This is a genomic window from Photobacterium sp. R1 (assembly GCF_054600795.1).
The window spans coordinates 16413-39457 of record NZ_BAAHZP010000024.1 but is presented as its reverse complement, the minus strand read 5'-3'; the positions used below and the strand labels follow the sequence as shown (position 1 = coordinate 39457).

At 53.5% G+C, this 23045-nt stretch carries 17 protein-coding genes and 1 pseudogene; 7 read left to right on the top strand and 11 right to left on the bottom strand.

Annotated elements, in window-relative coordinates:
* Positions 1–22 precede the first annotated feature (22 nt).
* The 4 genes from ACYP03_RS23315 to ftnA all read right to left on the bottom strand — a co-directional run bounded on the left by ACYP03_RS23315 (position 23) and on the right by ftnA (position 3200).
* A complete protein-coding gene (locus ACYP03_RS23315) occupies positions 23–415 on the bottom strand; it encodes a hypothetical protein (RefSeq protein WP_459782276.1) in 393 nt (130 codons plus the stop codon).
* A gap of 476 nt (positions 416–891) precedes the next feature.
* On the bottom strand, positions 892–2079 hold the full coding sequence (locus tag ACYP03_RS23310) for a BaiN/RdsA family NAD(P)/FAD-dependent oxidoreductase (RefSeq protein WP_459782275.1): 1188 nt from the start codon (positions 2077–2079) through the stop codon (positions 892–894).
* 142 nt (positions 2080–2221) lie between these two features.
* Positions 2222–2560 (bottom strand): universal stress protein UspB, encoded by a 339-nt coding sequence (gene uspB / locus ACYP03_RS23305; RefSeq protein WP_248144575.1) that lies wholly within the window; start codon positions 2558–2560, stop codon positions 2222–2224.
* 112 nt (positions 2561–2672) lie between these two features.
* On the bottom strand, positions 2673–3200 hold the full coding sequence (gene ftnA / locus ACYP03_RS23300) for a non-heme ferritin (protein WP_248144576.1): 528 nt from the start codon (positions 3198–3200) through the stop codon (positions 2673–2675).
* 242 nt (positions 3201–3442) lie between these two features.
* Here ftnA and ACYP03_RS23295 point away from each other — a divergent pair, with 242 nt between their 5' ends.
* Both ACYP03_RS23295 and ACYP03_RS23290 read left to right on the top strand, forming a co-directional pair.
* Positions 3443–3865, top strand: a complete 423-nt coding sequence (locus ACYP03_RS23295; protein ID WP_248144577.1) for a universal stress protein — start codon at positions 3443–3445, stop codon at positions 3863–3865.
* A gap of 124 nt (positions 3866–3989) precedes the next feature.
* Positions 3990–4862: a carboxylate/amino acid/amine transporter gene (locus tag ACYP03_RS23290; RefSeq protein ID WP_248144578.1), complete on the top strand. Its 873-nt coding sequence runs from the start codon at positions 3990–3992 to the stop codon at positions 4860–4862.
* Between the two features lie 114 nt (positions 4863–4976).
* Here ACYP03_RS23290 and fre read toward each other — a convergent pair whose 3' ends face one another.
* From fre to trxA, 6 genes and pseudogenes are all read right to left on the bottom strand, one after another.
* On the bottom strand, positions 4977–5687 hold the full coding sequence (gene fre / locus ACYP03_RS23285) for an NAD(P)H-flavin reductase (RefSeq protein WP_459782274.1): 711 nt from the start codon (positions 5685–5687) through the stop codon (positions 4977–4979).
* Positions 5671–6012: a 2Fe-2S iron-sulfur cluster-binding protein gene (locus tag ACYP03_RS23280; RefSeq protein WP_459782273.1), complete on the bottom strand. Its 342-nt coding sequence runs from the start codon at positions 6010–6012 to the stop codon at positions 5671–5673. Before ACYP03_RS23280 ends, fre begins: the two co-directional genes overlap by 17 nt.
* Positions 6013–6019: 7 nt before the next feature.
* A pseudogene (gene ubiD, locus ACYP03_RS23275) lies at positions 6020–7459 on the bottom strand (4-hydroxy-3-polyprenylbenzoate decarboxylase); the annotation flags it as partial.
* 140 nt (positions 7460–7599) lie between these two features.
* Complete coding sequence (locus ACYP03_RS23270; RefSeq protein ID WP_459782272.1) at positions 7600–8658, bottom strand: hypothetical protein; 1059 nt, start codon at positions 8656–8658, stop codon at positions 7600–7602.
* A 146-nt stretch (positions 8659–8804) separates the two neighbouring features.
* Entirely contained in the window at positions 8805–10070 is a 1266-nt protein-coding gene (gene rho / locus ACYP03_RS23265; RefSeq protein ID WP_036750450.1) for a transcription termination factor Rho, read from the bottom strand.
* 202 nt (positions 10071–10272) lie between these two features.
* Complete coding sequence (trxA, locus tag ACYP03_RS23260) at positions 10273–10599, bottom strand: thioredoxin TrxA (RefSeq protein ID WP_248144583.1); 327 nt, start codon at positions 10597–10599, stop codon at positions 10273–10275.
* 113 nt (positions 10600–10712) lie between these two features.
* On the opposite strand from trxA, the gene rhlB reads away from it, so the two are divergent.
* Positions 10713–12017 carry an ATP-dependent RNA helicase RhlB gene (gene rhlB, locus ACYP03_RS23255; RefSeq protein ID WP_248144584.1) on the top strand — a complete coding sequence of 435 codons (1305 nt, stop codon included), beginning with the start codon at positions 10713–10715 and terminating at the stop codon, positions 12015–12017.
* Between the two features lie 14 nt (positions 12018–12031).
* Positions 12032–13528 carry a guanosine-5'-triphosphate,3'-diphosphate diphosphatase gene (gene gppA, locus ACYP03_RS23250; RefSeq protein ID WP_248144585.1) on the top strand — a complete coding sequence of 499 codons (1497 nt, stop codon included), beginning with the start codon at positions 12032–12034 and terminating at the stop codon, positions 13526–13528.
* A 68-nt stretch (positions 13529–13596) separates the two neighbouring features.
* Here gppA and prlC read toward each other — a convergent pair whose 3' ends face one another.
* A complete protein-coding gene (prlC, locus tag ACYP03_RS23245; RefSeq protein ID WP_459782271.1) occupies positions 13597–15639 on the bottom strand; it encodes an oligopeptidase A in 2043 nt (680 codons plus the stop codon).
* Between the two features lie 192 nt (positions 15640–15831).
* Here prlC and ACYP03_RS23240 point away from each other — a divergent pair, with 192 nt between their 5' ends.
* The 3 genes from ACYP03_RS23240 (at position 15832) to ACYP03_RS23230 (ending at position 22998) form a co-directional block, all read left to right on the top strand.
* Complete coding sequence (locus ACYP03_RS23240; protein ID WP_459782270.1) at positions 15832–16671, top strand: 23S rRNA (adenine(2030)-N(6))-methyltransferase RlmJ; 840 nt, start codon at positions 15832–15834, stop codon at positions 16669–16671.
* 164 nt (positions 16672–16835) lie between these two features.
* Positions 16836–18191: a glutathione-disulfide reductase gene (gene gorA / locus ACYP03_RS23235; protein WP_248144588.1), complete on the top strand. Its 1356-nt coding sequence runs from the start codon at positions 16836–16838 to the stop codon at positions 18189–18191.
* 193 nt (positions 18192–18384) lie between these two features.
* On the top strand, positions 18385–22998 hold the full coding sequence (locus tag ACYP03_RS23230; protein WP_459782269.1) for a S1 RNA-binding domain-containing protein: 4614 nt from the start codon (positions 18385–18387) through the stop codon (positions 22996–22998).
* Positions 22999–23045: the final 47 nt, after the last annotated feature.

Sequence of the window (23045 nt, the reverse complement as noted above, 5' to 3'; positions counted from 1 at the left end):
CATGGCCTGCAAATATTCGTTCTTATTGTTCTGATGGATTCGATGTCAGCACGTGATTCAACGCATCCAAACGTTGCTTCAGTGCATTTAATGCTTGTGCTTTTTCTGTATCCAGGACCACATCGGATGCCTGAATATTTTTCTGAGAAAACTGATCCAATTCACCTTTCAGTAAAGGTAAATTCGGTGCGTCCTGATTCACCAGCCCGTAAGCAACCGTCTGTTGTAACTGTTGTACCGGAGAAGGATAATTTGCTGTTTCACTGAGGATTGAAGCCGGTTTATCAGAGACAGGATGAGATTCTGTGACATTAACTGGTTTATTATTCTGTACTTTATCAGGCTGAACTAAATCAGCTGATAATACAAGATAACCCATCACGAACATCATTATCCCCAGAACAATAATTACCATTCTGATTATTTTCTTGGAATGACGTCTCACTTGATTCCCTCAGGATATATTGAAATTCAAATATGGCATTACCAAATGGTCGAGACCGATTCAATACGTATTCATAACGAATCAGTAATGAATATAAAATCTGGCTATGATTGATCAGGCGTATATTATACATTTCTAAGCAATAAACAATCAGTTGCAACCCATATTAACTAAAATGTGCTTCAAAGCACAAAATCACCACCTCTTTCATCGTGTTCTTGACTGATAATAAGTGAAATCCGGCGTTGAATCGTTTTATTCAATCATCTTATTTGTCTTTACAGATAAAAAGATATCACTTCACTTCAGGCTGCTTGTATCCAGCAAGAAGACATCACAGTCAATGAGTCCCGTTCGAACATCCTCATGTCTGGCGAAATTCGAAATACAAAAAAGCCCTGCATCGCAGGGCTCTCATTATTATTTCTTGATTTCTTGTGATTCACTCACACATGCTGACCGGCGACAAAGCCAGAACTCCAGGCCCACTGGAAGTTATAACCGCCCAGCCAGCCGCTGACGTCCATCACTTCGCCGACGAAATATAATCCCGGCACCGTTTTGACTGCCATGGTTTTCGACGACAGGCCATCGGTATCTACGCCGCCAAGGGTGACTTCAGCGGTGCGGTAACCTTCGGTACCGTTCGGGGCAATTCGCCACTGATGGAAATAATCGTGAAGTGCCTGCACCTCTTTCGGGTTCAGTTGCTTGAGTGGCTTGTCTTCAATATCACCACGTTCAAGCATGGCTTCGATCAGACGTTTCGGTAGCAGTCGGGACAGAGAATTCTTCAGGCTCTGGTTCGGATGCTTGTCGCGCATAGCCTGCAGGGTCTCATCCAGACTCAGCGTCGGCAGCAAATCAATCGAGACCGCCTGCCCCGGTTTCCAGTAAGACGAAATCTGCAAAATCGCCGGGCCAGACAGGCCACGATGCGTAAAGAGAATGTTTTCTTTAAAACTGGTGCCATCTTCTGCGGTGACGACCGCTGGCACCGCAATCCCGGAAAGATCGGCAAAAGCGTCTTTATCTTCCACATGCAGCGTGAACGGCACCAGCCCGGCCGTGGTTGGTACCATCTTCAGGCCAAACTGTTCCGCGACCTGATACCCGAAAGGCGTCGCTCCCAGTTTCGGCATCGACAGACCGCCGGTCGCGATCACCAGAGATTCACAGTGCACAATGTCAGTATTGAGCATCAGGGTGAAACCGTCTTCGGTTTTCGCAATGTCATGCACATCACAGCGATAACGTTGTTGTACCGTAGGCAGGTCGCATTCTTTGAGCAGCATCTCCACAATGTCTTTGGCAGAATCCAGACAGAACAGCTGGCCATGGTCACGCTCTTCATAGGCAATCTCATATTTAGACACCATGGCGATGAAATCCCACTGGGTATACTGGGCCAGTGCAGACTTGGCAAAATGCGGGTTGCGGCAGACATAGTTCCCGGCCGTCACATCGTAGTTGGTGAAGTTGCAGCGACCACCACCGGAGATCAGGATTTTCCGGCCCGGCTTCTTCCCGTGTTCCACGACTAAGACAGAGCGCCCGCGCTTACCCGCCTCAGCGGCACACATCAGCCCGGCGGCACCAGCGCCAATCACCACTACATCAAACTTCTCTGCCATTGTCTTTCCTGCTCTGCGACCTGTGCGTAAACCAAAGAAAAAGGATGCGGTAACCCATCTGGTTACCAGGCATCCTTTTCTAGTGCGCGTATTTTACTCATCTGTCGCCGGAATACCAATCTCAGAAAGCGGGTGGCAGAAGTCAGATACCGAGATAGGCGACCACGAAGATGGTAATCAGGAAAACCATCAGGCTGGTGCTGGCGAGAACAAACAGCTTGCGTACCTTTTCGCACTTGGCCATGAATATTTCATCATGATGCTTCTGGTACTGCTGACTGCGGATATAGTGGAAGAGCCGGATCTGCTTGTTCACATTCCCCTGAGAGGAGAAAAAGCCCCGGCCGTCAACCTGCTGATATAAGAGCGGATCGCATTCACGCATGACCACCAGCAAGGTTTTCAGCGTACTGACGTAACGAGAAATGTTGATAATGGCCACTAAAAACAGTGCCATGAGGATTGCATCGCCACTAAACATAGTACCCCCCCGAACAACGGCTATTGTTCAATGCTGGCCGGGATAAGCCGGGAGCTGCAATCCACAGCGGCGAACTTTCGGAGAGGAACGCCGCCGTGATCCCCTGTGCCTGTCAGCCGGCCTGCTGACCCATGACAGAGCTGGATTCCTGCTTCGCCATGGCGGCAAGATCTTTATCGATGAAGAACAGAGCTTTACCGTCTTCACCAACCAGTTCGATCTTGTCCAGAATACCTTTGAACAGTTTCTCTTCTTCGTGTTGTTCTGCAACATACCACTGCAAGAAGTTAAAGGTTGAGTAGTCCTGAGTGGTGAAAGCGACATGCGCCAGCTTATTAATACATCCAGTGATCAGACGCTCATGTTCGTAAGTGGCGCGGAACACTTCACCCAGAGAACCAAACTCATGCTGCGGTGCTTCAATGCTGCCCAGAATCGGCATCGCACCCGTCTCGCTTACATAGGTAAACAAACGCTGCATATGTTGCATTTCTTCTGCCGCATGCATGCGGAGAAACTCTGCCGCTCCTTCAAAGCCCTTATCTTCACACCAGGCACTCATCTGCAAGTACAGGTTTGATGAAAAGAACTCCAAGTTGATTTGTTCGTTCAGTTTATCAACCATTGCTTGAGCTAGCATCGCACTACTCCTTTCCTAATCAAGTGTAATCAACACATTGTCACTATGCATAACTGAGTTTGCAACTCACCTGACAAGGTATCATGCTTATCCTGACGGCAAATCATAAAAAAGCTAAAAAGATCCAACTGCTTGGCTACAGAGCTCGCAGAATTTTCCGTCGGTGTACGCAATGAGATCAGCACAGCATTTTTCCCGAATACGCCATGCTAGCATACAAAAAACATACAGGAGAGCAGGTTATGACCTATCAACATATTTTGGTTGCGGTTGATTTATCTGAAGACAGTCACATTCTGGTCAGCAAAGGCGCAGCACTGGCGCGGACACTCAATGCCAAGCTGTCGTTGATCCACATTGATACCAACTATGCCGAACTCTACACCGGTCTGATTGATATCAATCTGGCTGAAGCTCAGTTCCGTATGGCCGATAACGCAAAGGAACAGCTGCAGGAGCTGGCTAAAAAAGCAGAACATCCGGTCACGCATACCTTTGTCGGCAGCGGTGATCTGAGCGATGAAATCTGCAATATCATCAAAGAGTCGGATGTTGACCTGATGATCTGCGGCCACCATCAGGATTTCTGGAGCAAAATCCTCTCCTCCACCAAGCAACTGATCAACCACACCCCGGTTGACCTGCTAATGGTCCCGCTGCACTAAATCTTTTCTCTGGCTGACGACTGTGAGCGTCAGCCAGTCTCCCGCAACATCAGACCAGCCCACCCATTGGCTCAGCACTGATTTCGGTTACACTAGGCGGCCGAAATTCAAAGGACACTGTCAAATGGGATACTTAACTGCGATAACGCTGCTGTGGGCGTTTTCTTTCAGCCTGATTGGAGTCTATCTGGCCGGACAGGTCGATGCCTGGTTCTCCGTCCTCACCCGGGTCGCTCTGGCTGCACTGGTCTTTCTGCCATTTCTGCGTCGCCAGCACCTGACACTGAGACTGTCGCTCAAGCTGATGGTCGTCGGGGCTTTCCAGCTCGGGATCATGTACTGCTTCTACTATCAGTCTTTCCTCTATCTGACGGTTCCGGAAGTACTGCTGTTCACCATCTTTACGCCGATTTACGTCACCCTGATTTACGACCTGCTTCAGCGCCGCTTCTCGGCCTGGTATTTGGTCACTGCGGTCATTGCGGTACTGGGTGCTGCGGTGATCAAGTTTGAAGGCATTAACGAAAACTTCATTCTCGGTTTCCTGATTGTTCAGGGGGCAAACCTGTGTTTCGCCATCGGCCAGGTGGGCTACAAGGTGATTATGGAAAAAGAACAAGCCGATCTGCCTCAGCATACTGTTTTCGGTCTGTTCTATCTCGGTGCAGCCTGTATTGCCCTGCCGATGTTTCTGATATTCGGCAACATGGAAAAACTGCCGACCACCAACACTCAGTGGAGTATCCTGATCTATCTGGGGATTGTGGCTTCAGGCCTGGGATATTTTATCTGGAACAAGGGGGCAACCCTGGTCAATGCCGGGGCGCTGGCCATCATGAATAATGCACTGGTGCCTGCGGGTCTGATCGTCAACATCGTGATCTGGAACCGGGATGTCGACTATCCTCGTCTGCTCATCGGGGGTGCGATTATTCTGCTGTCACTGTGGATCAATGAGACCTGGGTGAAACGCCGGGTCGCTGCAGCACATGCCTGATCAGCATTGCTGAAATACAAAACCACCTCGCCATCGGCATTGGTTTCGTGAGAACAATAGAAAGCCCCTGCGATTGAGGTAATCACAGGGGCTTTTTTATTCCGACTGAACGAATCAGATAAAGGCGTAAGCATCCGCGAACATCCGCTCACGGTCTGCACCTTTTTCAGCGGTGAATAGTTCGCGGGCGGCGCCAGCCATTTCAAAACGGCCACAGATATAAATATCGTACGCAGACAGGCTGACAAAATCCTCGCTGACAGCTTCCAGTACGTTCCCAAGCTTGCCCTGCCAGCCTTCAGGGGCAGTTTCAACCACAGGGACATAAGTCAGGTTCGCATGTTTGGCTGCCAGCTCGACCAGCTCATCATGAGCATACAGCTGACATTCATCACGACCGCCCCAGTAAACAAAAATCGGCTGTGTCAGCCCGCGGCTCAGGCAGTTATCCAGCAAACTCCGCACATAAGAAAAGCCGGTTCCACCGGCAATCATCAGCAAGGGTTTGGTGCTGTCTTCACGCAGCCAGGCATCACCCATCGGCGCTTCAATGTCAAACAGCTGGCCGTCTTCCATGGCCTGACGCATGGCCTCCACCACCTCAATGGCAAACGGGTTATGATCCGCCGCACCAATGTGCAGCTCCAGCTCCTGGCCACGGCAAGGACTGCTGGCAATGGAAAACGGACGCTTATCCTTTTCACCCATGACCGCCAGCAGATACTGGCCAGCCTTAAAATCTACCGCCTGCTGAGGCTTCAGCAGGATACGGTAGGTATTGCATGCCAGTGACTCGACTGACTTCACTTCACATTGAATCGACATTCTGTTCCTCGTTATCCATAGTCAGTACCAGATCGCTGCGGGCCATCGCCAGGCAAGGGAAAATCCATCCGGCAGCCTGCTCTTTCCCGGTCAGCATCGGCGCCAGCTGATAGGCCACCTCGCCCGACAGTTTACGACACAGGCAGCTGGCGCAGGCCCCGACCTGACAGCGGTGGGGAAAGGCAAGTCCCGCCCGGCGTGCCGCACTCAAGAGGGTTTCTTCCTCACCAGCATCGAAGTCAACCTGTTCTGGCAACAGTCTGATCCGGTACGTTGTCATGACTTGTTTTCTCTGGCTGCTATTTCGCCAGAATTCCCAGCTCATCCCAGAGAGTATCCACCTTCGCAACCACTTCCGGGTCCTTCACGATAGGCGTGCCCCATTCGCGCTGAGTCTCACCTTCCCATTTGTTCGTCGCATCCAGCCCCATTTTGGAGCCCAGTCCGACCACAGGCGACGCAAAGTCCAGCGAGTCAATCGGGGTGTTTTCAATCATCACCGTATCCCGCGCCGGATCCATCCGGGTGGTAATGGCCCAGATCACATCGTTCCAGTCACGAGCATTGACATCATCATCACAGACAATCACGAACTTGGTGTACATAAACTGGCGCAGGAAGGACCATACGCCCATCATCACCCGCTTGGCGTGACCCGGATACTGCTTCTTCATCGTCACTACAGCCATACGGTACGAACACCCTTCCGGCGGCAGATAGAAATCGACAATTTCCGGGAACTGCTTTTGCAGGATCGGTACGAATACTTCATTCAGCGCCACGCCCAATACCGCAGGCTCATCCGGCGGACGGCCAGTGTACGTGCTGTGATAAATCGGGTCTTTGCGCATGGTGACATGGGTGACGGTAAATACGTGGTGGCGCTCCACCTCATTGTAATAACCAGTATGATCCCCATACGGCCCTTCATCCGCATACTCGTTGGGATCAATATAGCCTTCCAGCACGATTTCTGCGCTGGCAGGCACGTCCAGATCATTACTGATGCTCTTCACGACTTCCGTTTTGCTGCCCCGCAGCAGACCCGCAAACGCGTACTCTGACAAGGTATCCGGCACCGGGGTCACCGCACCGAGAATGGTGGCAGGATCAGCACCAAAGGCGACCGATACCGGGAATTTTTCGCCCGGATGCGCCTGCATGAATTCCCGCAAATCCAGTGCGCCGCCGCGGTGAGCGAGCCAGCGCATGATCACTTTGTTCTTGCTCAGTTTCTGCTGACGATAGATCCCGAGATTCTGGCGTTTCTTTTCCGGACCACGAGTGATGGTCAGACCCCAGGTCATCAGTGGTGCCACATCCCCCGGCCAGCAGCTCATCACCGGGATCTTATCCAGGTCAACCTCATCGCCCTGCCAGACAATCTGCTGGCACGGTGCTTTGCTCAGCCGCTTGGCCGGCATATTCAGCACTTGTTTAAAGACCGGCAGTTTATCGATGGCATCGCGGAATCCCTTTGGCGGCTCCGGCTCTTTCAGATAGGCCAGCAGCTTGCCGACTTCCCGCAGCTCCAGCACATCTTCGCGGCCCATCCCCATGGCCACCCGCTCTGCGGTGCCGAACAGGTTTGCCAGCACAGGCATGTCGTAACCCGCCGGATTTTCAAACAATAATGCCGGGCCGCCCGCACGCAGGGTACGGTCACAGATTTCCGTCATCTCATACCGGGGATCGATCGGCTGCTTGATACGCTTGAGTTGCCCACGCTCTTCCAAGTAGGCAATGAAGTCGCGCAGATCGTTGAATTTCATTCCTGCACCCTATCTGTCAATTCGCCCGGCCCATTCAGCAGACCGGGATGAAAATAGGACACATTATATACGTCTCATGACCAAGATGCTTGTTTCGTGGGAAATTATTGACCGTTCGTTATTTCAATACGCCAGAGCCACTAAGGTGCTGATGCGGACAAGGCCGTTTCAAGGTTTCGCTTCAGGGTATAACTTTTCGATCCGGCCGCCAGCTTGGCTAACCAGCCGGAATGGCCCTGACTGACCAGCTGGCTGGCCACCAGCCCGCCATCTTCCGGCTCCGACAGCTTACTGAGCAGAAAAACCTCCACCCGACTCGGTAGTGGTTTCAGCGTAGCGAGTGCCTGGTATGCCTGATCCTTCAGCGACGGATTCCGTGTCGCTTCAATCAGCTGGGTAATGGCTGCCGGCTTAGGCAGCAGATCAATTAAGCGATTGAGTTCTGCGCGACTGTAACGATCGGTCCGGCGTCGCCAGAGTTGCTCATATAATCCCTGATCACCGCTGATTTCTGCCAGCCGGGACAACAGGCCATTATCCGGCAACCATAACAGATGCCGGTCAGACAGGAATTGATCGGCCAGGTAACGTACGCCGGATTCAGACAGCTCAGATAACTGAGCCAGTGCAATATCGCGCCGAGTCCGCTGGATGTTCAGTTCATCCCCCAGCCAATCGGTCAGCACCAGCGTGCCGGCTTCAACCTCGCGGACAAAACGCTGCGCCAGTTGTTCACTTTCCCAGTGTTGCAGTAATTGCCGGGCCTGAGGGCCGTAGTTGAAAGCAGATCGGGTTACCGTATAGCCGTCGCCCTGCTCTGTCAGGGTAAACCGGGGATTGCGGGAGGCCAGTGTTTCCAGCCAGCCAATCTTTTGTTCATCCAGTTGCTTGAGGCTTTGCGCGTAATCCACCAGCGCAGCACGAAGGGCTTCCTGTTCCAGCACAGGAAAATCGGTCAGCTGTTGATCCAGCCGGGAAATCTCACTTTCACGGTAGAGGTTTTTGAGCGGTTTCAGTTCAGATGTGATAGCTTCAGTCACCTGCCGGTATTCCCGCTGACTGATTTCATCAGCCTGAACAGGTAAGGCAAGCCAAGCCATCCACAACCCGAGCCACATGCCCCATCCTTGTCGCATGTCGTTATCCTCAGTGCCATCACCGGCACGTGTTATCGTCAGATAAGTTATGAGAGCCGCCATCCTGGCAGGCCTGCTCCGTTGTGAGTCACAACCATTCATACCGCATGAATTGAATGCTGTATAAAACAGTTTGATGAATATTATCAGCAATAAAAAACGCCACACAAGGTGGCGTTTTTGTGAACTGTGATGTGAAGCCAGAGATATCAGGATTTCTGGCGACGCATGGCCTCGAAGAACTCGTCGTTGGTCTTGGTCATCGACAGTTTGTCGATCAAAAATTCCATACTGTCCGTTTCGTTCATCGGGTGAACAATCTTACGCAGGATCCACATCTTCTGCAGCTCATCCGGCTTCGCCAGCAGCTCTTCACGACGGGTACCTGAGCGGTTGAAGTCAATCGCCGGGAAGACACGCTTCTCAGCAATCTTACGGGACAGGTGCAGTTCCATGTTACCTGTACCTTTAAATTCTTCGTAAATCACTTCATCCATCTTCGAACCGGTATCCACCAGCGCAGTCGCGATGATGGTCAGGCTGCCGCCCTCTTCAACATTCCGGGCCGCACCGAAGAAACGCTTCGGACGATGCAGGGCGTTTGCATCCACACCACCGGTCAGAACTTTACCGGAAGATGGCACCACGGTGTTGTAGGCACGTGCCAGACGCGTGATGGAATCCAGCAGGATCACCACGTCTTTTTTGTGCTCAACCAGACGCTTGGCCTTTTCGATCACCATTTCTGCAACCTGAACGTGACGGGAAGCTGGTTCATCGAACGTTGAAGCAACCACTTCGCCTTTGACCAGACGCTGCATTTCGGTGACTTCCTCAGGACGTTCGTCAATCAGCAGCACCATCAGCTCACACTCAGGGTGATTGTAGGCAATGCTCTGCGCAATGTTTTGCAGCAGCATGGTTTTACCCGCTTTCGGCGGTGCCACAATCAGACCACGCTGACCTTTACCAATCGGTGAGGCCAGATCCAGAACACGTGCGGTGATATCTTCAGTAGAACCGTTACCGCGTTCCATACGCATACGGTCGTTTGCATGCAGCGGGGTCAGGTTTTCGAACAGGATCTTGTTGCGGGCGTTGTCAGGTTTATCGTGGTTAACTTCGTTGACTTTCAGCAGGGCAAAGTAGCGTTCGCCGTCTTTTGGTGGTCGGATTTTACCTGAAATGGTATCACCGGTACGCAGGTTGAAGCGGCGAATCTGGCTTGGCGAGACATAGATGTCATCCGGGCCGGCCAGGTAAGAGCTGTCTGCGCTGCGGAGGAAGCCAAAACCGTCTTGCAGAATTTCCAGAACCCCGTCGCCGAATATGTCCTCACCACTTTTCGCGTGTTGTTTGAGAATGGCGAAGATAATGTCCTGTTTTCTCAAACGCGCCAGGTTTTCGAGTCCTAAGCTTTCGCCGAGCGCAACCAACTTGGAAATAGGCTGGTTCTTCAGTTCTGTAAGATTCATAGTGGTGGGTTTCTTGTCAGTCAAATTAGGGGTTCTATAGGTTAATTGAGAAAAGCTTTGACCAATGGGGCTGGTCAAGAAATGAACTGTCGTATAATTTACGTGCAATAACTTAGCACTAAAGCCAGCGTCCGTCTAGTACGCTGAAAAGTCACCGCGCACAATAAAGTATTGTACGCGGCACAGGTCTCAATTCTGCTAATTACAGATTAGCGTCCAGAAACTCTTTCAATTGCGTCTTAGACAGCGCGCCCACTTTGGTCGCTGCCACTGCGCCGTCCTTGAACAGCAGCAGGGTCGGAATACCGCGGATACCGAACTTCGGTGGCGTCGCAGCATTGTGATCAATGTTCAGCTTACCAATCGTCAGTTTGCCTTCGTATTCTTCTGCGATTTCGTCAAGAATAGGCGCGATCATCTTACATGGTCCGCACCACTCGGCCCAAAAATCGACTAAAACAGGGCCTGCAGCGTTAATCACATCGTTATCAAAACTTGCGTCTGTCAGCTGCACAATCTTGTCGCTCATCTTCCACTCCAATGGTTGATTTTCAACGCTGATTCTATTTTAACCAGCAAATCGATGCCCTATTTGAATTGAATACGTTTCGTATTGCAACCCTAAGCTGATATTCTATACGAATGAAGACGACTCATATCACAGAGCAAAAATTTGCCGACCTGGGGCTACACCCTCAGGTTTTACAAGGGCTGGAAGAGAAAGGGTTCCATTATTGTACCCCAATCCAGGCCCAGGCATTGCCGGTAGTGCTCTCCGGCCGTGACATTGCCGGTCAGGCGCAGACAGGGACTGGCAAGACCCTGGCTTTCCTGACGGCCACCTTTAACCATCTGATGCTGACGCCAGCACCTGAGGAGAGAAAGACCAATCAGCCCCGTGCAATCATTATGGCACCTACACGGGAACTGGCAATTCAGATATACAACGATGCTGCGCCACTGCTGAATAGCACCGGCCTGACCGCAGGTCTGGCTTACGGTGGCGAAGCGTATGAAAAACAGAAACAGCACCTGGAAAACGGCGTCGACATTCTGATCGGCACCTGTGGCCGGATCATCGACTTTTTCAAACAGCGCGTGATTGACCTGAAAGGCATTCAGGTGGTGGTTCTGGATGAAGCCGACCGGATGTTCGATCTGGGCTTTATCAAAGATATCCGCTTCCTGTTCCGCCAGATGCCAAACCCGAAAGCACGCCGGAACATGCTGTTCTCTGCAACGCTGTCTTACCGGGTGAAAGAGCTGGCGTTCGAGCACATGAACACCCCGGAAAACGTTGTCGTTGAGCCGGATCAAAAAACCGGTCACCGCATTCAGGAAGAACTGTTTTATCCGTCAAATCAGGACAAAATGCCCCTGCTGCAGACGCTGATTGAAGAAGACTGGCCAGATCGTGCAATTATTTTTGCCAACACCAAGCACAGCTGTGAAAACATCTGGGCACACCTGGAAGCCGATAATCACCGCGTCGGACTGCTGACCGGCGACGTGCCGCAGAAAAAACGCGTGCGCATTCTGGAACAGTTTACCCAGGGCGAGGTCGACATTCTGGTGGCGACTGATGTGGCTGCACGAGGTCTGCATATTCCTCAGGTAACGCATGTGTTCAACTACGATCTGCCTGACGATGCCGAAGACTACGTACACCGGATTGGCCGGACGGGCCGTGCAGGAGCCAGTGGTCATTCCATCAGCTTTGCCTGTGAAGCCTATTCGCATAATCTGCTCGCGATTGAAACTTATATCGAGCATACCATTCCACGTTCGAATTACGACCCAAGTGCAATGCTGGAAGACCTGCCGCCGCCGGTCAAAGTTCAGCGCGCACCGCGTCAGGGCAGCCGTCGCAGCAGTGGATCCCGTCAGGGTCAAGGACAACAGGGACGTCAGCGGAGCCGCCGCCGTTCTCCACAGAAAACGCAGTAACTGAAGAAGACGCTATGGAAAGTTGTGTCGTATCCCCACTGTATGCAGCCATCGATCTGGGCTCTAACAGTTTCCACATGTGGATCGTGCGTGAAGTGGCCGGCAGTGTGCATACTCTGGCGAAAATCAAACGCAAAGTCCGCCTGGCAGCTGGCCTGAACAGCCAGAATGAACTGAGTCAGGAAGCCATGCAGCGCGGCTGGGAGTGCCTGTCACTTTTTGCTGAACGCCTGCAGGATATCCCGGCCGAGCGGATCCGGATTGTAGGCACGGCTGCGCTGCGCACAGCTGTGAATGCTGACGACTTTCTTTCCAGAGCTACGGCTATCCTCAATCATCCGATCGACATCATTCCGGGAGAAGAGGAAGCCCGCATCATCTATCAGGGTGTCGCACATACATCCGGCGGACTGGGTAAGCGACTGGTGGTCGACATCGGTGGCGCCAGTACCGAAGTGATTATCGGCGAAGGCTTTGAAGCCCGGGCGCTGACCAGCCTGAAGATCGGCTGTGTCACCTGGCTGGAAGGCTATTTCAAAGACCGCCACCTGACGACCGAAAACTTCAGTGCCGCAATTCAGGCAGCCAAAGAAGCGATCGCGCCCATCGTCGAGCCTTACCGTGACCTGAGCTGGGATCATTGTGTCGGTGCCAGTGGCACCGTACAGGCACTCCAGGAAATCATGGTTGCTCAGGGCATGGACGAGCTGATTACGCTGTCCAAACTGAAAAGACTGCAGCGTCAGGCGATGCAGTACGAGCGCCTGGAAGATCTGGATATTGAAGGTCTGACGCTCGAGCGCGCACTGGTCTTTCCGAGTGGTCTTTCCATTCTGATCGCCCTGTTTGAAACCCTGGAAATCCAGACCATGACGCTGGCCGGCGGTGCCCTGCGCGAAGGTATGGTGTACGACATGATGAGCCGGCAGATGCGCCACGATGACGTGCGTACCCGCACGCTCAGCAGTCTTCAGTATCGTTTCCAGATTGATGCCGAACATGCCGCCACGGTGGCAGAAACAGCCATGACCCTGCTGGATGACTGCCAGCCCCTGTGGCAAACCGATGCCCAGACCCGCTCGCTGCTCCATGCCAGTGCCATGCTGCACGAAATCGGCACCGGGATTGGCTTCAAGCAAAGCGGCGACCACGCCGCCTACCTGATTCAGCATCTGGATCTGCCGGGGTTTACCCGCGCCCAGAAACACCTGCTGGGGGAAATGCTACGCCGTTACCGCGACAACCTGACCAGCCTGCCGGAGCAACATGCCCTGCCGGCCGCGAATGCAGTCCGGATTCTGCGCCTGCTGCGGCTGGCCGTGATCCTCTGCCACCGCCGCGACAGTCAGCACCAGCCACCGGCCCGTCTGTCTGTTGACGACAGTCAGCTCACTCTGGAATTACCGCAAAGCTGGCTGGCAGCCAACCCGCTGACCGATGCTGAATTGCATCAGGAAGCACACCGCCAGACCGATCTGGGCTGGCCGCTGCACATCAGTCAGACCAGTTGATCAACATCGTCTGACTCACATGAAAAAAGGCTCCCGAGGGAGCCTTTTCAGTTTCAGCACAGCAGTGCTTAGCCAGTAATACCGCTGTGACGCAGTAATGCATCAATTTTCGGCTCCCGGCCGCGGAAGCGTTTGAACAGATCCATCGGCTCTTCACTGCCGCCGCGTTCCAGCACGCAGTCCAGGAAGTCGGCGCCGGTCTGCACATTGAAGATCCCTTCTTCCTCGAAACGGGAATACGCATCAGACGACAACACCTCAGCCCACAGGTAGCTGTAGTAACCGGCACTGTAGCCCCCGGCAAAAATGTGGCTGAAGCTGTGCGGGAAACGTCCCCATTCCGGACTTGGTACCACAGAGACCTTCTGCTTGATAGACGCCAGCGTATCCAGCACCTGTGCGCCGATTTCCGGATCGTAATTAGTGTACAGACTGAAATCGAACAGGCCGAATTCCAGCTGACGCAGCATGCCCATCGCCGACTGGAAGTTCTTGGCTGCCAGCATTTTTTCCAGCAGTTCAGACGGCAGTGGCTCTCCGGTTTGATAGTGACCGGAAATGAAGGCCAGCGCCTCTTCTTCCCAGCACCAGTTTTCCAGGAACTGGCTTGGCAGCTCAACCGCATCCCAAGGCACGCCATTGATGCCGGAGACTGCTGATTCATTCACCTTCGTCAGCATATGATGAATGCCGTGGCCGGTTTCATGGAACAGAGTCACCACCTCATCATGGGTAAACAGCGCCGGTTTATCACCGATCGGCTTGTTAAAGTTGCAGGTCAGGTAAGCCACCGGACGCTGCAGGCTGCCGTCCTCACGCACACGGCGCACGATGCACTCATCCATCCAGGCTCCGCCGCGCTTGTGCTCTCGGGCGTAGAGATCCAGATAGAAGCTGCCGCGCAGCTCGCCGCTGGCATCAAAGATATCGTAGAAACGTACGCTCGGGTCCCAGACATCCACGCCTTCACGCTCAGTCACGGTCATGCCGAAGACACGCTTGAGCACTTCGAACAGTCCGGACACCACTTTGTGTTCAGGGAAATAAGGACGCAGCTGCTCATCAGAAATGCTGTAACGATGCTGCTTCAGTTTTTCGGCATAGTAAGCAATATCCCAGGGTTCCAGTGCTTCTGCGCCGAATTCCTCCCGGGCAAAATCACGCAGCTCAGCCACTTCCCGCTCTCCCTGAGGTTTCGCACGGGCAGCCAGATCGTTCAGAAAGCCCAGCACCTGCTCGGTCGATTCGGCCATCTTGGTCGCCAGTGATTTTTCACTGTAGGTATTGAAACCCAGCAGGCGTGCCAGTTCATGACTGAGCTTGAGTTTCTCTGCGATGATCTCGCTGTTGTCCCACTGACCGGCGTTCGGACCCCGATCTGAAGCACGGGTGACGAATGCTTCATACATCTCGCGACGCAGTTCGCGGTTGTCTCCGTAAGTCATCACCGGCAGGTAAGACGGGATCTCCAGTGTCAGCAGATAACCGGTTTCACCTTTGGCTTCCGCCGCAGCTGCAGCGGCCTGCAAGGCTGACTCAGGCATCCCGGCTAACTCTTTTTCATCTTTGACCAGCTTGGTCCATCCCATGGTCGCATCCAGCACATTGTTGCTGAAAGTGGAGGACAACTCAGACAAACGCTTGCTGATTTCACCATAGCGATGCTGTTCTGCCGCAGGCAGGCCAATGCCCGACAGCTCAAATTCTTTCAGTGCATCCGTGATCGCTTTTTGTCTTGCTTTCGACAGTTCAGCAAATGACTCGCTCTGACGAATACTTTTATAAGCTTCATACAGGCCTTTGTGCTGTCCCAGCCAGGTGCTGTATTCCGACAGCATCGGCAGGCAGCTTTCATAGGCTTCACGCAGTTCCGGGCTGTTCTTCACCCCGTTGAGGTGACCGACCGGCGACCAGATACGGCCCAGGCGATCATCCGCCTCCGCCAGTGGCGCACAGATACTGTCCCAGCTCGGCGTCTCACCGCTGGCCAGAACTTCTTCTACCTTGGCCCGGCAGTCTTTGATGGCCTGCTCAACGGCAGGAAAGATGTGTTCGGGTTTGATTTGTGAAAACGGCGGCAGATCCGTCATGGTCAGTAATGGGTTCGACATCAGCGTATCCTTTTTGAAGTGATTCCAGAATAAATGCGTCTGAACGACGCCTTTTTCAATCCCTTAGCGCAATTTTGGCGGGCTGCATCCTCTATTTTAGTGGCAAGCTTTGTGAACAGGCCACATACACGCTGGATATTCCGACTGATTCGGCGATAATAGCGCCCTTCACCGACTATCACAGAGTGACCCATGCTGAGTTATCGCCACAGTTTCCACGCTGGCAACCATGCCGACGTGCTCAAGCACATCGTCCAGAGCCTTATCCTTGATGCCCTCAAGCAAAAGGACAAAGCCTTTGTCTATCACGACACCCATTCCGGGGTCGGCCGCTATGATCTGCAGGACGAGCGCAGCGAGAAAACCGGTGAGTTCCTGCAGGGCATTGCCCGCCTGTGGCAGCGCGACGACCTGCCCGCCGAGCTGGCTTCTTATCTGGATGCAATCCGGGTCCTAAATCAAGGTGAATCCCTGCGATACTATCCGGGTTCACCGAAAGTGGCCCGGGCACAAATCCGCGAGCAGGACCGCATGGTACTGACTGAGCTGCACCCGACCGATTTTCCGTTGCTGTTGCAGGAATTCCGCGGCGACCGTCAGGTCCGCATTTATAAAGAAGACGGCTTTGCCCGCCTGAAAGCCAGCCTGCCACCGAAAGAACGTCGCGGACTGGTGCTGATCGACCCGCCGTATGAGCTCAAACACGAGTACATGGACGTGGTGAAAGCCATTGGCGAAAGTGTCAAACGCTGGGCAAACGGCACCTATGCCATCTGGTATCCGGTGGTTTACCGCAGCAACATCGACGCCATGCTGGAAGGGCTGGAAGCACTCGGGATCCGTAAAATCCTGCAAATCGAGCTGGGTGTGGAGCCAGATACCGAAGAGCGCGGCATGACCGCCTCGGGCATGATTGTCATCAACCCGCCCTGGAAGCTGGAAAGCCAGATGGAAACCCTGCTGCCTTGGCTGCAATCCGTGATTGCCCCGACGCGCGGCCACACCACCCTGCGCTGGGTGGTGCCGGAGTAATCAGCAATCACACACCAACCGGTGACCAACCACACTTTCCGGTCACCGGTCTCCTTTCCCTGAAAGCACATCCCAGGCGTCCATTTCGCCGCACCTAGCATCTGACGGTGACTTAGGTATACACTGTCCGCCAGCTAAGATTCCACAGCATAGAGAGAAAAGTCATGGCAACGCATTTTGATTACATCTGTATTGGCGGCGGCAGCGGCGGGATTGCATCGGCAAACCGCGCAGCAATGTACGGCGCGAAAGTCGCGCTGATTGAAGCCAAAGCCCTGGGCGGGACCTGTGTCAACGTCGGCTGTGTGCCGAAAAAAGTGATGTGGCACGGCGCTCAGATTGCAGAAGCCATGCATCTGTATGCCAAAGACTACGGCTTTGATGTGGAAGTGAAAAACTTCAACTGGTCTACCCTGGTTGAAAGCCGGGAAGCCTACATCGGCCGTATCCACCAGGCGTATGAAAACGTCCTGGGCAATAACAAAATTGAAGTCATTCACGGCTTTGCCAAGTTCGTTGATGCCAAAACCGTCGAAGTGAACGGTCAGCAGTATACCGCCGACCACATCCTGATCGCCGTGGGCGGTGAGCCGACTATTCCGAACATTCCGGGCGCCGAGCACGGCATCGATTCCAACGGTTTCTTCGAGCTGAACGCACAGCCAAAACGTACCGCCGTGATCGGTGCTGGCTACATTGCCGTTGAGATCGCCGGTGTGCTGCATGCGCTGGGCACCGACACCCACCTGTTCGTCCGTAAAGAATCGCCGCTGCGCAGCTTCGACCCGATGATTGTCGAAACGCTGGTGGAAGTGATGAACAATGAAGGCCCGACGCTGCACACCCATTCTGTGCCAAAAGAAGTAGTGAAAGAAGCCGACGGCAGCATCACCCTGCACTTCGAAAACGGCGAGTCTCATAACACCGACCTGCTGATCTGGGCCATCGGCCGTAACCCGGTTACCCACAAAATCAATCTGGAAGCGACCGGCGTTGCAACCACTGACAAAGGCTACATCAAGGTTGACGAATACCAGCAGACCAACGTGCCGGGCATCTACTGCGTGGGCGACATCATGGAAGGCGGTATCGAGCTGACGCCGGTGGCTGTCAAAGCAGGCCGTCAGCTGTCTGAGCGACTGTTTAACAACAAGCCGGACGCCAAGATGGATTACAAGCTGGTGCCAACCGTGGTGTTCAGTCACCCGCCAATCGGCACCATCGGCCTGACCGAGCCGGAAGCCATCGCTCAGTACGGCGAAGACAACGTGAAAGTGTACAAATCCGGCTTCACCGCCATGTACACCGCCGTTACCAGCAACCGCCAACCATGTAAGATGAAACTGGTGTGCGCCGGCCCGGAAGAAACCGTGGTCGGCCTGCACGGCATCGGCTATACCGTCGATGAAATGATCCAGGGCTTCGGCGTCGCCATGAAGATGGGCGCAACCAAAGCCGACTTCGACAGCGTGGTTGCCATCCACCCAACCGGCTCGGAAGAGTTTGTGACCATGCGTTAAGCGCCTGTGTACTTTCATTGAGGCCGCTGCTCCTGCGGCCTCGGTTTCAATGAGACTGTCCCAAACTTAAAACTGAATGAAACCGTCACGCCATGTCACGTCCATAGCAATAGCTCCATGGATGAACTGACAAAACCTGCGATTTATGTTATTCAGGTTGCTTATAAAAATCAGCCGGGTTTCAAGCACTTCCATGACACTGCCAGACATCAGTCAGCTTCTTTCAGAATACCGTAAAGTACAGCCAAACCGGGCCACCGGGGGCATCTATGCAATTGCAGGATTTGATTATCAGCTCCGTCTGTATGTTGCCGAACTGACCGAAGCGCTGGCCAAGAAACCCGATGATGTCCGCCAGGCCGGACAGGTATTTCTGGAAGCTCTGTCTGACCATGCCTCACAAACGGATGATCAACATCTCATCTGTATTCAGGCCAAACGCACCCTGACCAAAGAGACCCTCAAAAGTGCAGCCATAGACATTGATGCCATTGAAACCTTTCTGGCACAGCACTACCCCGGTATTCAGTCTCAGGTCAGCTTTGGGGTTGTCGCCGCCTTCGGAGATGATCCCACACTGGACTGGAGCCACCTGAGTCAGAAGCATGCCACCCGAAGAACAATCGATCGTCTGCTGACAGAGAAGCGACTGGAACAGCCACGGCTGGAGCCGGATCCGGAGTGGCGTGCCATTACCACAGCCTGGGCGCATCTTGATCAGCCTTACGAGTTTATCCGGTATGCGCTGGATCGTGCCCTGACCAGAAACACCTCACCGGAAGATGCACAGCATATCCGAAACGATATCTGTGAACGCTTCACGGCCTTGCGCGGTACAGGCACAACCGTGGGACAAATGTTATCTCCAGAGGATTTTCAGACGTCACCAACCACCAGCAACCGCCTTGATATCGGCCAGCAGATCACTCTGGCACGATTACGTGATCAGCAATATATGCCGCGGCCTCAGCCGCTCGCCAACCTGCTGAGCTGTCTTGCTGCACAACAGGAACAAAGCCAGCACACCTTCAGTCCGGAAGCTCATGTGTTCTGGATTTCCGGGCGATCCGGCGCTGGTAAAAGTGTCTTGCTCGTACAGACAATTGAACAGCTGGTGAAAGACGGACACCGGGTCCTCTGGCTCAGCGGCGCTTCTGAACATTTGGAGCCTGCGCTGCGTGAGATTGCCAATGCGCCGGAAGCCCAGCGTCCGGATTTCATTGCCATCGATGACCTGTACGACCGGGATGCCCGTACCCGCATTGATATCGCTCGCTTAGGGACCTTCATCGATGAATCGGAGCATCAGCACTGGCCCATGATCCTGACCTGCGGTCCGCAGGAATTTGCCGATGCGTTTGAGGAAGACTCCCGTTACCGGGGGTTCCGCGTTCACCGAGAAACCGTTCAGCCCGTCGCCGCCGATGAAGCCAGTCAGCTGGCAGACTGGTATCACACCCGAACCGGGAAAAAACCCGTGCTGGGTTCAGCATTTCAGCAGACCCGAGAGGCGGACGGCGGCCTGTTTATTTCACTGGCAATGGAACTGGTGCAAGGGGATTTACGCAATTTCGCTCACCGCTTTGCCGAGCGTGTCAGAGTCAATCAGCTAGAGGCGGCATTACAATTACCCCTCGCTCTGAACCGATTGTACATGCGTGCCCCTTTCGACTGGCTCACCAAAGACGACCGGGAAAAACTGGCGACCCTGAATGCAGAGGGTGATTTCAAACTGCTGGAGCCCGGTGAAGCCGGAGAGATCGTTCGCCTGACCCACCCTCATCTGGGTGATGCGCTCTATCTGGCCTTGCGTAAACCCGGCAATGCTATGGCCTATACCAACGATCTGGTCAACATTTTTCGACGGGCACTTGAGGAACAGAACCACAGCATTGTCTCTCAGCTTTTACGGCTGTTCTCCTCTCCCCGCGAAGCAATGATCGCCGAACGTCTGAGCATTATTGATGATGTTCAGCTCGCCAGAGAGTGCGCGCAGGTTTGGCTGTCTTGCCAGACACAGTGCCGGTTTGACCCAGACCCAGCCGCCGACATTGCCACCAGCTGGGCCTGCTGGGCCTGCCGATCATCTGAAATCAGAACGCAGCTTGGCGGTCACCTGCTTGAGGACGCCCTGGCAAAAACCACCGGCGCGCTCAAGGTCTGGTCCGGTAACTGGCAGCGTCTGGAAGGCTGTTACCCGCATCACCCTAGTTTGATTCAGTGGGCCAAAGCGCATCTGGGCCAGGAACAGTACATTTCTCACCCCACCTGGTCTTTTGTCTGGGAGTACTGTCTGCAAGCTGAATCACAGCAGCGCGTGTGGAGCGATCTGGGACTGAACTGGCTGCAACTGCACTTACGGCGGCCAGACTGGCACTTTGTCTGGAAAAAACTGCTGCCGTCAGACGAAAACGCCGACTGGCAAACAGAACCCGCCCTTTTGTTAGGGTTACGCCGCTTGAACGCTGAGCAGGATGGTCCTGCCTGGGCCTATGTCTTACAGGATCTCTTTCGTTTTACCGCCGCACGTCCGGATAAATTTGCCGAACTGGTCTCACTGGCGCAAGCCTGGCTGCAAGACCGGGAAGAACGCAGTGAATGGCCATATATCTGGCAGGCCTTACTGAAGCACGCCGCAACCAATCCGACACACCTCTCGCAAACAGATCTGCTGAATCTGGGTATCGACTGGCTGCAAGGCCGGGAAGCACGTTCTGAATGGCCATATATCTGGCAATTACTGCTGGCTCAAGCAACTGAATATCCAACCGTTTTACCACCAGTAGACCTGCTGAATCAGGGCATCGTCTGGCTGCAAGGCCGGGAAGCACGTTCTGAATGGCCATATATCTGGCAATTACTGCTGGCTCAAGCAACTGAGTATCCAACCGTTTTACCACCAGCAGACCTGCTGAATCTGGGCATCACCTGGCTACAGGGCCGGGAAGACCGCACCGAATGGAACTTTGTCTGGCAAGCCTTGCTGAAGCACACAGCAACATGTCCGGCAGCGATCTCACACACAGACTTGCTGAATCTGGGTGCTGCCTGGCTGCAGGACCGCGAAGAACGCGCTGAGTGGGCATTTATCTGGCAACAACTTCTGGATAAAGCAACGTTATATCCAGATGTTTTACCGCAAGCAGAGCTGCTGAATCAGGGCATCGCCTGGCTGCAGGGCCGGGAAGAACGTGCTGAGTGGGCGTTTATTTGGAAAACCCTGCTGAATCAAGCGCAAACAGAATCGGCACTCCACATTCAGGAAAAACTGCTCACGCAGGGTCTCGTATGGCTCAAAGGACGCGACAGCCGCTCTGAGTGGAACTTCATCTGGCAAACCTTACTGGAAATGGCAGATGTATTCCCGAATGTCATTCCGAGAATGACCCTGTTCAATCAAGGGATTATCTGGCTGAAAGGACAAAAAGATCGCCCTGAGTGGAATTTCATCTGGCAAGCCTTACTCAAACAAGCTGAAAAATTCCCGAAAGATTTCTCGCAAACCGATCTGATCCATCAGGGCAACAACTGGCTTCCGGGCCGAGAGGACCGCTGCGAATGGCCCCACGTCTGGCAGGCCGTGTTCAGACACATCCATGAATTACCTGAGCACAGATTGCAGGAAACGCTGCTGAATCAGGGGCTGAACTGGCTCCCGGGCCATGAAACACAGCCGGACTGGGCGCATCTCTGGCAAGATTTACTGAGGAAAGCCGAGACTTTCCCGACAATCATCCCGCAACTGGATCTGCTGCATCAGGGTACAGCGTGGTTATGCCTGAACACACATCTGGCACAACCTGAGGCCAGCTGGTGTATTGAAATGATGTTAGACATGCAGCATCAGGAGCCAACGTTTCTGGCGGTGGCATCGCAATGGATGCTCAGTGAAATGGAGCAACAGCCCTGGACGGTGAATGCCGTCAAGTTTATTGCGCTGGTTCCCAGACACCCCACCTCAGCAATACTGGCAAACGAACTCAACCAACGGATCAGTCTGTCTGTGAACAAAAGTATCTGGCGCAAATGCGAACCACTGATCGCGCCTTTGTCACATCATCAAACAGCACTCAGCGCTCCCATTCGTCAGGTCATCAATACCCTGATGTCACGGCACCGGGCACCGGTCTGGACGCAAGCCCAAACCATCATGGCCGAAAAACAGCAAGTTCATGGCCGGGTCACCGTCATCAAGAAAGCCTACGCCAGAGTTGAATTAGACCTGGGCCTGCTGGCAATCTGGCCCAAGGAAAATGAAGAGTCCCGACAAACCGTCGGGATGAGAGGCTCTTTCTACATTTCAGAGATGCTGCCAGAAAAAGGGCGGCTCATTTTAAGCCTGAGCTTACCAGAAACGATTCAGGCCGGAACATCCACAGAAGGAATTGTGACGGGACATCCCCATTTCGGCCTTTTTGTCCAGATTGGCTCCCGGCAAGGTCTGTTGCACCATTCGAAATCCCGGAATATTAATCAGTTGAAATCCAACTACCCTGTCGGGAGCAAGATTCAGGTCGAAATAGTGAGTATCAATCCAAAAGGGTTGAAGTTAAGGCCCGCAGATCCCGCACTCCAAGCCATTGAAGCCGCAATGACGCTGAATATCGGAGACCGCTTTCAGGGGATCATTACCAACCGGATGGATTACGGCTGCTTTGTGAATATCGGGGATTTTACCGGCTTGCTTCACCGCAGCAAACTGCCTGCAACCACAGCGGCGCAAACTGATTTTGATGAAGGACAGACGGTCGAAGTTGAAATTGATGATATCAGGCAAGACGGCAAAATCTCACTGAGTCTGGTCTGAGCAAACAATCAAAGGAAAACGGCTAGACTGAATGTGCCGTTTTCATA

What these genes read in the sequence shown, in the direction of transcription:
- ACYP03_RS23290 (WP_248144578.1), top strand. Translation starts at nt 3,990, where the DNA reads ATGGGATACTTAACTGCGATAACGCTGCTGTGGGCGTTTTCTTTCAGC.
- ACYP03_RS23270 (WP_459782272.1), bottom strand. Translation starts at nt 8,658, where the DNA reads ATGGCGGCTCTCATAACTTATCTGACGATAACACGTGCCGGTGATGGC.
- gppA (WP_248144585.1), top strand. Translation starts at nt 12,032, where the DNA reads ATGGAAAGTTGTGTCGTATCCCCACTGTATGCAGCCATCGATCTGGGC.
- fre (WP_459782274.1), bottom strand. Translation starts at nt 5,687, where the DNA reads ATGTCGATTCAATGTGAAGTGAAGTCAGTCGAGTCACTGGCATGCAAT.
- ACYP03_RS23295 (WP_248144577.1), top strand. Translation starts at nt 3,443, where the DNA reads ATGACCTATCAACATATTTTGGTTGCGGTTGATTTATCTGAAGACAGT.
- rhlB (WP_248144584.1), top strand. Translation starts at nt 10,713, where the DNA reads ATGAAGACGACTCATATCACAGAGCAAAAATTTGCCGACCTGGGGCTA.
- prlC (WP_459782271.1), bottom strand. Translation starts at nt 15,639, where the DNA reads ATGTCGAACCCATTACTGACCATGACGGATCTGCCGCCGTTTTCACAA.
- ACYP03_RS23310 (WP_459782275.1), bottom strand. Translation starts at nt 2,079, where the DNA reads ATGGCAGAGAAGTTTGATGTAGTGGTGATTGGCGCTGGTGCCGCCGGG.
- ACYP03_RS23315 (WP_459782276.1), bottom strand. Translation starts at nt 415, where the DNA reads ATGGTAATTATTGTTCTGGGGATAATGATGTTCGTGATGGGTTATCTT.
- ftnA (WP_248144576.1), bottom strand. Translation starts at nt 3,200, where the DNA reads ATGCTAGCTCAAGCAATGGTTGATAAACTGAACGAACAAATCAACTTG.
- trxA (WP_248144583.1), bottom strand. Translation starts at nt 10,599, where the DNA reads ATGAGCGACAAGATTGTGCAGCTGACAGACGCAAGTTTTGATAACGAT.
- rho (WP_036750450.1), bottom strand. Translation starts at nt 10,070, where the DNA reads ATGAATCTTACAGAACTGAAGAACCAGCCTATTTCCAAGTTGGTTGCG.
- ACYP03_RS23230 (WP_459782269.1), top strand. Translation starts at nt 18,385, where the DNA reads ATGACACTGCCAGACATCAGTCAGCTTCTTTCAGAATACCGTAAAGTA.
- uspB (WP_248144575.1), bottom strand. Translation starts at nt 2,560, where the DNA reads ATGTTTAGTGGCGATGCAATCCTCATGGCACTGTTTTTAGTGGCCATT.
- ACYP03_RS23240 (WP_459782270.1), top strand. Translation starts at nt 15,832, where the DNA reads ATGCTGAGTTATCGCCACAGTTTCCACGCTGGCAACCATGCCGACGTG.
- gorA (WP_248144588.1), top strand. Translation starts at nt 16,836, where the DNA reads ATGGCAACGCATTTTGATTACATCTGTATTGGCGGCGGCAGCGGCGGG.
- ACYP03_RS23280 (WP_459782273.1), bottom strand. Translation starts at nt 6,012, where the DNA reads ATGAGCTGGGAATTCTGGCGAAATAGCAGCCAGAGAAAACAAGTCATG.